Below are 12,225 nucleotides of genomic sequence, written 5' to 3' on the forward strand. Positions count from 1 at the left end.
CCTCCTTCAGGCGATAGTGGGCGCGGATACCGAAACGCCCGAAAGGACCGGATCGGCGGGGATATTGATCACCGCACCAAAGCTTCCCGCGAACAGGGCGATGGCGGCAATCGCGGCGAGGCCGTTCTTAAAAATACGTGTCATTGATCGTTCTCCAATATGGTCGATATCGATATTCAATAAGGCGAGTCGGATTTATTGTCAATCGATAATATCGATAAACGATATGTAGGGGATTGGGGTGGGGGGTTGTTTGTTTTCCGCACGCGCATTCGGATTTGTTTGTTTGGCCTCAAACGCCGGCGGCCCCATCCGGGGCCTCAGGCTTTCGGGCTAACGCCCGGCGCGCGTTCGCGCTTGCGGGCTGCTGGTCGCAGCCCGAACCATTCCCGGCCATTTCCGTATCGCTCTGGCTCGGTCGGCGACCAGCCGACCGCAAGGCCAAAGGCCGCCCGCAGCCGCCCCGCAGTGGAGCAAAGCGAAACGAAGGGAATAGCGGCGAGGACGCGCGCCCGGATGGGCGTGCGGAAAACAAACAAGCACGCCCATCCGGGCGTGCGCAAAGAAGGCAATGTTTGACTCACGCACCCCCGTTACCTATGTAGCAAGCCAACCGGACAGCTTCGAGCAAGGCGCGCCATACGCGGGGGCACGCCAGGGAAGGAAGCCCGGTTTCCGTGAGATGATTAGTCAAGGCTGTGGTCCGGCTCCCCAAGGGGCGCCCGGTGACTACGGCTTTTTGCGCGTCTCACGGCTCCTCCCGTCTGCACAGAAATTCCGCCGGAACCATCTCGGTCCGGCCCAAGGCAAGAGGCATATTCCTCCTATGGCGAGCAAGTCGAAGGCACCGGTTGCGACCGGCACCAAGAAGAAGCGCATCCGCAAGATTTTCGGCGACATCCACGAAGTGGTGCAGATGCCGAACCTGATCGAGGTGCAGCGTGAGAGCTATGAGCAGTTCCTCCGCTCCGATCCCAAGATCGACTATGTCTCGGGCCTTGAGAAGACGCTGCGTTCGGTGTTCCCGATTCGCGACTTCGCCGGTTCTGCCGAGCTCGACTTCGTTCATTACGAACTGGAAGACCCCAAGTACGACACCACCGAGTGTCGCCAGCGCGGCATCACCTATGCCGCCCCGATGAAGGTCACGCTGCGCCTGATCGTGTTCGAAGTCGATCAGGAGACCGAAACCCGCTCCGTGCTCGATATCAAGGAGCAGGACGTGTACATGGGCGATATGCCGCTCATGACCGAGAACGGCACCTTCTGCATCAATGGTACAGAACGCGTTATCGTCAGCCAGATGCACCGTTCGCCCGGTGTGCTGTTCGACCATGACCGCGGCAAGACCCATTCCAGCGGCAAGTTCCTGTTTGCCGCCCGCGTGATCCCCTATCGCGGTTCGTGGCTCGATTTCGAATTCGACGCCAAGGACATCGTCAACGTGCGTATCGACCGCAAGCGCAAGCTGCCGGTTACCTCGCTGCTGTACGCCCTGGGCCTGGATGAAGAAGCGATCCTCGATCACTTCTATGACAAGGTCACGTGGAAGCGCGTTTCGGGCAAGGTTGGCGAAGGCTGGGAAATTCCTTTCGTGCCCGAAGCATGGCGCGGCCAGAAGCCCGCCTTTGCACTGGTTGACGCCAAGACCGGCGAGGAAATCTTCCCCGCTGGCCAGAAGGTCTCTCCGCGCGCCGCCAACAAGGCGGAAAAGGATGGCCTCAAGACCCTGCTGATCCCGACCGAGGAAATTTTCGGCCGTTATGCCAGCGTGGACCTGATCGACGAGACCACCGGCCGCATCTACATCGAAGCGGGTGACGAGGTTTCTCCGGAGAACCTGGAAAAGATCGACGCTGCCGGTATCGACCAGCTCGACCTGCTCGATATCGATCACGTTTCCACCGGCGCCTGGATGCGCAACACGCTGAAAGCCGACAAGTCGGAGAACCGCGAAGAAGGCCTGGAAGCCATCTACAAGGTGATGCGTCCCGGCGAGCCGCCGACGAAGGAAACTGCAGAAGCCCTGTTCGAAGGCCTGTTCTTCGACAGCGAGCGTTATGACCTTTCTGCCGTTGGCCGCGTGAAGCTGAACATGCGCCTTGGCCTCGATGCCGAGGACACCGTGACCACGCTGCGCAAGGAAGACATCCTGGCCGTGGTCAAGGAACTGGTCGACCTGAAGGACGGCAAGGGCGAAGTCGACGATATCGATAACCTCGGCAACCGCCGTGTGCGTTCGGTGGGCGAGCTGCTGGAAAACCAGTACCGCGTCGGCCTGCTGCGCATGGAACGTGCGGTCAAGGAACGCATGTCCAGCGTAGACGTGTCGACCGTGATGCCGAACGACCTGATCAACGCCAAGCCGGCTGTTGCCGCAGTGCGCGAATTCTTCGGCTCCAGCCAGCTGTCGCAGTTCATGGATCAGACCAATCCGCTGTCCGAAGTGACCCACAAGCGCCGCGTTTCGGCACTCGGGCCGGGCGGCCTGACGCGTGAGCGCGCGGGCTTTGAAGTGCGCGACGTTCATCCCACCCACTATGGCCGTATCTGCCCGATTGAAACGCCGGAAGGCCCGAACATCGGCCTGATCAACTCGCTGTCGACCTTCGCCCGCGTGAACAAGTATGGCTTCATCGAAACGCCCTATCGCCTCGTCTCCGATGGCGTGGTGTCGGGCGAAGTGCGCTACCTTTCCGCAATGGAAGAGCAGAAGCACACAGTGGCGCAGGCTTCGGCTGACATCGACGAGAACGGCAAGTTCATCGAGGACCTGATCTCGGCGCGCCAGAACGGCGAGTTCGTGATGAGCCCGTCCGCGCAGGTTACCCTGATGGACGTTTCGCCCAAGCAGCTGGTGTCGGTTGCCGCATCGCTGATCCCGTTCCTGGAAAACGATGACGCCAACCGCGCGTTGATGGGGTCGAACATGCAGCGTCAGGCTGTGCCGCTGGTAAAGGCTGAAGCGCCTTTCGTCGGTACCGGCATGGAAGAGACCGTGGCCCGCGATTCGGGTGCGGCCATTTCCGCCATCCGCGCCGGCGTGATCGATCAGGTCGACGCCACGCGCATCGTGATCCGTGCATCGGGTGATGTGGACGCCGGCAACCCCGGCGTGGACATCTACTCGCTGCAGAAGTTCCAGCGCTCCAACCAGAACACCTGCATCAACCAGCGTCCGCTGGTGAAGGTAGGCGAAGTGGTGGAGAAGGGCGACATCATCGCCGATGGCCCCTCCACCGATCTGGGTGAGCTGGCACTGGGCAAGAACAGCCTCGTCGCCTTCATGCCCTGGAACGGCTACAACTATGAGGACAGTATCCTCATTTCCGAACGCATCGTGAAGGATGACGTCTTCACCTCGATCCATATCGAGGAATTCGAAGTCATGGCCCGCGATACCAAGCTTGGTCCGGAGGACATCACCCGCGACATTCCCAACGTCGGTGAGGAAGCCCTGCGCAGCCTCGACGAGGCGGGCATCGTCTACATCGGTGCCGAAGTGCATCCGGGCGATATCCTGTGCGGCAAGATCACGCCAAAGGGCGAAAGCCCGATGACCCCGGAAGAAAAGCTGCTGCGCGCCATCTTTGGCGAAAAGGCATCGGACGTACGCGATACCTCGCTGCGCCTGCCGCCGGGCGTGGCCGGCACCGTGGTCGAAGTGCGCGTGTTCAACCGTCACGGTATCGAGATCGACGATCGTACCCGCGCCATCCAGAACGAGGAAATCGAACGCCTCAAGAAGGATAGCGAGGACGAGCGCAACATCCTCAACCGCGCAACCTACAACCGCCTTGCCGAAATGCTTGACGGGCAGACGGTCTCCGCTGCTCCCAAGGGCGTGAAGAAGGGTGTGAAGATCGACGCCGACCTGCTCGAATCCATCGAGCGCTACGAATGGTTCAAGTTCGCAGTTGCCGATGACAACATGCAGGCGCAGCTGGAGGCTGTGAAGTCCCAGTATGACGAGGCGGTCAAGGCCATCAAGGACAAGTTCGAGGACCGCAAGGAGAAGCTCGAACGCGGTGATGAGCTGGCTCCTGGCGTGCTCAAGATGGTCAAGGTGTTCGTGGCGGTGAAGCGCAAGCTGCAGCCGGGCGACAAGATGGCCGGCCGTCACGGCAACAAGGGTGTGATCTCTCGCATCCTGCCCGCCGAGGATATGCCTTTCATGGCCGACGGTACGCCGGTCGATATCGTGCTCAACCCGCTGGGCGTGCCTTCGCGCATGAACGTGGGGCAGATCTTCGAGACCCATCTGGGCCTCGCTGCGCGCGGTCTTGGCCAGCAGGTAACGCGGGCGCTGGAGGAATGGCGTGAAGCCAATCCCGATCCGCTGACCGCCAAGCCGCCAGAGGCCGTGGTCGAGAAGCTCAAGGACGTTTACGGCGAGCGCTATCATGACGATATCGAAGGCCGTTCGGTGGAGGAAGTTGTCGAACTGGCAACCAATCTGAAGAACGGCGTGCCGATGGGCACTCCGGTGTTCGATGGTGCCAAGGAGCAGGATGTCACCGACATGCTGATCAAGGCCGGCTTCGACAGCTCCGGTCAGGTCGATCTGTATGATGGCCGTACCGGTGAAGTGTTCGACCGCAAGGTAACAGTGGGCTACATCTACATGCTCAAGCTGCACCACCTTGTTGACGACAAGATCCACGCCCGTTCGATCGGCCCGTACTCGCTCGTTACCCAGCAGCCGCTGGGTGGTAAGGCGCAGTTCGGTGGCCAGCGTTTCGGCGAAATGGAAGTCTGGGCCCTGCAGGCATATGGCGCTGCCTATACCTTGCAGGAAATGCTGACGGTGAAATCGGACGACGTGGTCGGCCGCACCAAGGTCTACGAAGCGATCGTCAAGGGTGACGATACGTTCGAGGCCGGCATTCCGGAAAGCTTCAACGTGCTCGTCAAGGAAATGCGCTCGCTGGGCCTCAACGTCGAACTCTCATCGCTGACAGATGGCGATGACGATGCGGACGGCCTCTCGATCGCGGCTGAATAACAGGGGCACGGGCGGCCACCGGGAAACCGGCAAAGCCGCCCGCCTCCTCTCGCCCCTGGAACTTTTCCCTCAAGGGATTTGAAAAATGAACGAACTTACGAAATTCACCAATCAGCTGGCCAAGCCGGAAACCTTTGACCAGATCCAGATCGGCATTGCCTCGCCAGAGCGCATCCGGTCGTGGTCCTTCGGCGAGATCAAGAAGCCCGAGACCATCAACTACCGCACGTTCAAGCCAGAGCGTGACGGGTTGTTCTGCGCGCGCATCTTTGGCCCGGTGAAGGATTACGAGTGCCTGTGCGGCAAGTACAAGCGCATGAAGTACAAGGGCGTCGTCTGCGAAAAGTGCGGCGTTGAAGTCACCGTCACCAAGGTTCGCCGCGAGCGTATGGGCCATATCGAACTGGCCGCGCCGGTTGCGCATATCTGGTTCCTCAAGTCGCTGCCTTCGCGCATCGGCCTGCTGCTCGACATGCAGCTCAAGCAGCTTGAGCGCGTGCTGTATTTCGAAAGCTACATCGTCACCGAACCCGGCCTGACGCCGCTGGAGAAGTTCCAGCTGCTGACCGAGGACGAACTGCTCGAAGCGCAGGACGAATATGGCGAAGATGCCTTCACTGCCGGCATCGGTGCCGAAGCGGTGAAGATCATGCTCATGGATCTCGATCTGGAGCAGGAACGTGACGATCTGCTGGAAGACCTGGCAACCACCAAGTCCACGCTCAAGCCCAAGAAGATCATCAAGCGCCTCAAGGTCGTCGAAAGCTTCATCGATTCGGGCAACCGTCCGGAATGGATGATCCTGGAAGTCGTGCCCGTGATCCCGCCAGAGCTGCGCCCGCTGGTGCCGCTGGATGGTGGCCGTTTCGCGACGTCCGATCTCAACGATCTGTATCGCCGCGTGATCAACCGCAACAACCGCCTGAAGCGCCTGATGGAACTTCGCGCGCCTGACATCATCGTGCGTAACGAAAAGCGCATGCTGCAGGAATCGGTCGACGCCCTGTTCGACAACGGTCGCCGTGGCCGCGTGATCACCGGCGCCAACAAGCGTCCGCTGAAGTCGCTGTCCGACATGCTCAAGGGCAAGCAGGGCCGCTTCCGCCAGAACCTTCTGGGCAAGCGCGTCGATTACTCTGGCCGTTCGGTCATCGTGACCGGTCCGGAACTCAAGCTGCACCAGTGCGGCCTGCCCAAGAAGATGGCGCTCGAACTGTTCAAGCCGTTCATCTACGCGCGCCTCGATGCAAAGGGTCTGTCGATGACCCTGAAGCAGGCGAAGAAGTGGGTCGAGAAGGAGCGCAAGGAAGTCTGGGATATCCTCGACGAGGTGATCCGCGAACATCCGGTGCTGCTGAACCGCGCGCCCACGCTTCACCGTCTCGGCATCCAGGCGTTTGAGCCCGTGCTGATCGAAGGCAAGGCGATCCAGCTGCACCCGCTCGTGTGTTCGGCCTTCAACGCCGACTTCGACGGTGACCAGATGGCCGTCCACGTGCCGCTTTCGCTGGAAGCCCAGTTGGAAGCGCGCGTGCTGATGATGTCCACCAACAACATCCTCTCGCCCGCCAACGGCAAGCCGATCATCGTGCCTTCGCAGGACATGGTGCTGGGTATCTATTACCTCTCGATGGACCGCGAAGGCGAGCCGGGCGAGGGCAAGATCCTGTCCGATATCGACGAGGTGCATCAGGCGCTGCACGTTGGTGCCGTGACCTTGCACTCCAAGATCACCACCCGCGTTCCGCAGACGGACGAGGCCGGCAAGACCTACATGATGCGCGTGGAAACCACGCCGGGTCGCATGCTGATCGGTGAGTGCCTGCCCAAGAAGCACACCGTGCCTTTCGAGGTGATCAACAAGCTGCTGACCAAGAAGCAGATCGAGGACGTGATCGATCAGGTCTATCGTCACACCGGCCAGAAGGACACGGTGCTGTTCGCCGATGCGATCATGGCGCTGGGCTTCAAGCACGCGTGCAAGGCCGGTATCTCGTTTGGCAAGGATGACATGATCATTCCGGAAACCAAGCAGGCGATGATTGAAGAGAGCAAGGCGCTGGTTGCCGATTACGAGCAGCAGTACCAGGACGGCTTCATCACCCAGCAGGAAAAGTACAACAAGGTGATCGATGCATGGTCGCGTTGCGGTGACCAGCTGGCCAACGCCATGATGGACGAGATCCGCGCAACGCCGAAGGACGAGCATGGCCGCGAAGCCGCGATCAACTCGATCTACATGATGAGCCATTCGGGCGCGCGTGGTTCGCCAGCGCAGATGAAGCAGCTTGCCGGTATGCGCGGCCTGATGGCCAAGCCTTCGGGCGAGATCATCGAAACGCCGATCATCTCGAACTTCAAGGAAGGCCTGACCGTCCTTGAATACTTCAACTCCACCCACGGCGCCCGCAAGGGTCTGGCCGACACCGCTCTGAAGACGGCAAACTCGGGTTACCTGACCCGCCGACTGGTGGACGTGTCGCAGGATTGCGTGATCGTGCAGGAAGACTGCAAGACGCAGAATGCACTGGAGATGCGCGCCATCGTCCAGGGCGGCAGCGTCATCGCCTCCATCGGTGAGCGTATCCTGGGCCGCACGCTGGCCGAGGATATCGTCAACGCCGCAACCGGCGAAGTGATCGTCAAGGCCGGTACACTGGTTGACGAGCCGATGGTGGTCGAGATCGAAGCAGCCGAAACCATGGTTGCCAAGATTCGCTCGCCACTGGTTTGCGAAGCCGACCAGGGCGTTTGCGCCACCTGCTATGGCCGTGACCTTGCTCGCGGTACGCCGGTCAACATCGGTGAAGCTGTCGGCGTTATCGCCGCACAGTCCATCGGTGAGCCCGGCACGCAGCTGACCATGCGTACCTTCCACATCGGCGGTGCCGCACAGGTGAACGAAACCAGCCATCTGGAATCGATCTCCGACGGTACGGTTGTCTACCGTGACATGCCGACCATCACCGACAAGCGGAACCGCCGCCTGTCGCTCGCCCGTTCGGGTGAGATGGTGGTGATCGACAAGGAAGGCCGTGAACGCGCCATCCACCGTGTGCCTTATGGTACGGTGCTGATGTTCGAGGACGGTGCCAAGGTATCCGAAGGCGATCGTCTGGCAGAGTGGGATCCGTTCACGCTGCCGATCATCACCGAGCAGTCGGGTGTGGTGAAGTACCAGGATCTTGTCGAAGGCAAGACCATGGAGGAACGCGTCGACGAAGCCACCGGCATCGCTCAGCGCGTGGTCACCGAATATCGTGCCGCAGGCCGTTCCAAGAAGGAAGACCTGCGTCCGCGCATGACCCTGCTCAACGAAGGCGTCGATGATGAAACCGAGGCCCAGCGCTACATGCTGGCACCGGGCACCACGCTTTCTGTCGAGGATGGCCAGGAAATCCAGGCGGGTGACATTCTTGCCCGTGCTTCGCGTGAAGCCGCCAAGACGCGCGACATCACCGGCGGTCTGCCGCGTGTTGCCGAGCTGTTCGAAGCGCGCGTGCCGAAGGACAATGCGGTGATCGCCAAGATCAGTGGCCGTGTTGAATTCGTCCGCGACTACAAGGCCAAGCGCAAGATCGCGATTGTCCCGGAAGAAGGTGATGCAGTCGAATACCTGATCCCCAAGACCAAGGTGATCGACGTGCAGGAAGGCGATTTCGTGAAGAAGGGCGATACGCTCATCTCAGGTTCGCCCAACCCGCATGACATTCTGGAAGTGCTCGGCGTGGAAGCGCTGGCCGAATATCTCGTGACCGAGATCCAGGAAGTCTATCGTCTTCAGGGCGTGCGCATCAACGACAAGCACATCGAAACGATTGTTCGCCAGATGTTGCAGAAGGTTGAAATCACCAATGGCGGCGACACCACGCTGCTGCCGGGTGAGCAGGTCGATCGTGATGAAATGGACGAGGCGAATGCCAAGCTCGGCCGCAACAAGCAGCCGGCAGAAGGCACGCCGATCCTGCTGGGCATCACCAAGGCCAGCCTGCAGACGCGCAGCTTCATCTCTGCCGCTTCCTTCCAGGAAACCACCCGCGTGCTGACGCAGGCGGCGGTTGAAGGGAAGAAGGACACGCTGATCGGTCTGAAGGAAAACGTGATCGTGGGCCGTCTCATCCCCGCCGGTACCGGCGCGGGCATGAACCGTATCCGCGTGACCGCCAACAGCCGCGATGCCGCGCTTCGTGCGCAGTACAAGAAGATGCAGGATGCGCTGGTTGCCGCCGATGTGGCTGCCGCCGCAGAAGCCTCCGAAGCAGAAGATGCCAAGGTTGCAGCCGCAGCCGAAGCCGCTTCCGACGCGGTAGAGGTCAAGGTTGAGGCCGCCACCGAAGCTCCGGTTGAAGCCGAGGCTGAAGCACCGGTGCAGGCCGATGAAGGCGAAGCCAGCGAAGACTGAGCCTGATTGCTGACAGACATCACTACAGGCCCCGCCGGAAGCGATTCCGGCGGGGTTTTGTTTGTCCGTCGTCCATCTGCTGCGTGCTCATCGCTGGTGCCACCGCCGCCAGCCAAAGCCTTTCTTTAGCCCCCCAAAGTCACCTTGATCGGCTGGCGGCAAACCCCAGTTAGGTTGCATTGCACAACCCGATTCACCGGAGTTCCCGCTCATGACCGACGCATCGATCCTGTTCCAGCCTTTCACATCCGCCAAGCTCTCCCTGCCCAACCGCATCGTGATGGCACCGATGACGCGCAATATGGCGCCGGGCGGCATTCCCGGTCCTGCCAACGCCGAATATTACCGGCGGCGCGCGGAAAATGCGGTCGGCCTGATCCTTTCGGAAGGCACGGTGATCGACCGCCCCGCCTCGCGCAATCAGGCCGCCATTCCGCATTTCTATGGCGACGAGGCACTGGCGGGCTGGCAGGGCGTGATTGACGCCGTGCACGATGCAGGCGGCAAGATGGGGCCGCAGCTGTGGCATGTTGGGGGCGCGCCTTCGCCCAGCAAGGACCCGGATGAAGGCCCGATAGACACGCCATCGGGCATCTTCGCACCGGACGTTCCGCGCGGTGAACCGATGAGCGATGCCGACATTGCCGATACCATCGATGCCTTTGCCCGTGCCGCCGCAGACAGCCAGCGCCTGGGCTTCGACACGTTCGAGATTCACGGCGCCCATGGCTATCTGATTGACGAATTCTTCTGGGGAGGCACCAATCTGCGCGCAGATCGCTATGGCGGTGCCACCATTGCCGAGCGTTCGCGCTTTGCCGTCGAAGTGGTTACCGCCATGCGCGCCGCGGTGGGGCCGGACTATCCGATCCTGTTGCGCCTGAGCCAGTGGAAGCAGCAGGATTACTCTGCCCGGCTGGCGGAAACGCCCGCCGAGATGGAACAATGGTTGCGGCCGCTGGCCGATGCCGGGGTCGACATTTTCCATTGCTCACAGCGCCGCTTCTGGGACCCGGAATTTCCGGAAATTGATGGCGACAAGGGCCTCAACTTCGCCGGATGGGCCAAGAAGATTACCGGCCTGCCCACCATCAGTGTCGGCTCGGTCGGCCTGTCTTCGGACTTCTTCTCCGCCTTCTCGGGAGAGACGGCGGGAACGGCAGGGCTGGACCCGCTGATCGAGCGGATGGAACGCGGCGAGTTCGATCTGATCGCGGTTGGCCGCGCACTTCTGTCCGATCCCGCATGGGCGGCCAAGGTCCGCGACGGACGCACCGGCGAGCTGGAAGATTTCAATCCGGCGGCGATGGCTGAACTGGTCTGACTTGTGGCGCGGGGGGCAGGGCGCTACCTGCTCCCCATGACCACCACCACCCGCTTCGCTCCTTCGCCCACGGGCCGCCTGCATGTCGGCAATATCCGCACGGCGCTGCATAACTGGCTGCTCGCCCGCAAGCACGGTGGGCGGTTCCTGCTGCGTATCGATGATACCGATGCAGAGCGCAGCCGGGAGGAATATGTCGATGCCATCCGCGCCGATCTGGTCTGGCTTGGCCTGGATATCGATGGCGAGGAGCGGCAGTCGGCGCGGCTGGCGCTGTATGATGAGGCATTCGAAAAATTGAAGGCATCCGGGCGGGTCTACCCCGCCTATGAAACCGCTCAGGAACTGGACCTGAAGCGCAAGATCCAGCTGGGGCGCGGCCTGCCGCCGATCTATGACCGCGGCGCCCTGATGCTGAGCGAGGCAGAGCGCAGCACAAAGGAGGCACAGGGCATTGCACCGCACTGGCGCTTCAAGCTTGACCATGATGAGCCGATCACCTGGGTGGACGGCATTCGCGGACAGCAGAAATTCGACCCCGCGCAATTGTCCGACCCGGTGATCCGGCGCGCCGATGGATCGTGGCTGTACATGCTGCCCAGCGCCGTCGACGACATCGACATGGGGGTGACGGACGTGCTGCGCGGTGAGGACCATGTTTCCAATACTGCCGTGCAAATACAGATGTTTACCGCACTTCATGCTGCACAATTTTCAGCGAAGGCCACGAGCGGGGGCGATCCCTTTCCGCGCTTCGCGCATGAGGCACTGCTGGTGGGTAGCGAGGGCAAATTGTCCAAGCGGCTCGGCTCGCTGGGATGCGATGCGTTTCGTGAGCGCGATATAGAGCCGCAGGCGCTGGTGGCGCTGCTGGCGCGGCTGGGCACGTCTTTGCCGGTGGAGCCGATTGCCGAGCGTTCGGCGCTGGTGGCCTCATTCGACCTTTCTGTATTTGGCCGCGCCCCGGCCCGTTTCGATGATGACGAGCTGGCGCGCGTGAACACCGCCATCGTGCACCAGCTGCCCTATGCCGCAGTCTCCGATCGCCTGCCGGATGGAATGGATGAGGTCGCATGGCTGGCGATCCGTCCCAATCTGCAAGTTGTGGGCGATGCCGGGGCTTGGTGGGCCATCGTCACCGGGCCGATCACCCGGCCCGCTTTCGATGATGAGGACAAGGCGTTCCTGGCACAGGCGGCGCAGGCGCTGACCTGGTCTGACACTGTGTGGAAGGACCTGACCAATGCGCTGAAGGAAAGCACGGGCCGCAAGGGCAAGGCGCTGTTCCTGCCGCTGCGCCAGGCGCTGACCGGCATGGAGCACGGGCCGGACATGGCCAGCCTGCTGCCGCTGATCGGCGAGGAAGAGGCAAGAAAGCGCCTGCAACTGGCGGCCAGCTAGCGCGGGCGACCTCCGGACCTGACCGGAATCGGACACAGAAATCGGCTCATCGCAGAACCGGGGTGTTTCATCTCACAAGCATAAATGCCGCTT

Annotated in this window: 5 protein-coding genes; 4 read left to right on the forward strand and 1 reads right to left on the reverse strand. The window is 61.4% G+C overall.

Annotated elements, in window-relative coordinates:
- Nucleotides 1–6: 6 nt before the first annotated feature.
- Entirely contained in the window at nt 7–144 is a 138-nt protein-coding gene (locus tag GRI32_RS00455) for a hypothetical protein (RefSeq protein ID WP_160589174.1), read from the reverse strand.
- A 682-nt stretch (nt 145–826) separates the two neighbouring features.
- Here GRI32_RS00455 and rpoB point away from each other — a divergent pair.
- From rpoB to GRI32_RS00475, 4 genes are all read left to right on the forward strand, one after another.
- Nucleotides 827–5,005 carry a DNA-directed RNA polymerase subunit beta gene (gene rpoB / locus GRI32_RS00460; RefSeq protein WP_160589175.1) on the forward strand — a complete coding sequence of 1,393 codons (4,179 nt, stop codon included), beginning with the start codon at nt 827–829 and terminating at the stop codon, nt 5,003–5,005.
- Between the two features lie 85 nt (nt 5,006–5,090).
- A complete protein-coding gene (gene rpoC, locus GRI32_RS00465) occupies nt 5,091–9,407 on the forward strand; it encodes a DNA-directed RNA polymerase subunit beta' (RefSeq protein ID WP_160589176.1) in 4,317 nt (1,438 codons plus the stop codon).
- A gap of 211 nt (nt 9,408–9,618) precedes the next feature.
- A complete protein-coding gene (locus GRI32_RS00470) occupies nt 9,619–10,731 on the forward strand; it encodes an NADH:flavin oxidoreductase (RefSeq protein WP_160589177.1) in 1,113 nt (370 codons plus the stop codon).
- 36 nt (nt 10,732–10,767) lie between these two features.
- Nucleotides 10,768–12,132: a glutamate--tRNA ligase gene (locus GRI32_RS00475; protein ID WP_160589178.1), complete on the forward strand. Its 1,365-nt coding sequence runs from the start codon at nt 10,768–10,770 to the stop codon at nt 12,130–12,132.
- The last annotated feature ends 93 nt before the right edge of the window (nt 12,133–12,225 follow it).

It is taken from the genome of Alteraurantiacibacter aestuarii (assembly GCF_009827405.1).
Lineage (GTDB): Bacteria > Pseudomonadota > Alphaproteobacteria > Sphingomonadales > Sphingomonadaceae > Alteraurantiacibacter > Alteraurantiacibacter aestuarii.

Coding starts and splice junctions, on each gene's coding strand:
- GRI32_RS00475 (WP_160589178.1), top strand. CDS start 10,768: ATGACCACCACCACCCGCTTCGCTCCTTCGCCCACGGGCCGCCTGCAT.
- rpoB (WP_160589175.1), top strand. CDS start 827: ATGGCGAGCAAGTCGAAGGCACCGGTTGCGACCGGCACCAAGAAGAAG.
- rpoC (WP_160589176.1), top strand. CDS start 5,091: ATGAACGAACTTACGAAATTCACCAATCAGCTGGCCAAGCCGGAAACC.
- GRI32_RS00455 (WP_160589174.1), bottom strand. CDS start 144: ATGACACGTATTTTTAAGAACGGCCTCGCCGCGATTGCCGCCATCGCC.
- GRI32_RS00470 (WP_160589177.1), top strand. CDS start 9,619: ATGACCGACGCATCGATCCTGTTCCAGCCTTTCACATCCGCCAAGCTC.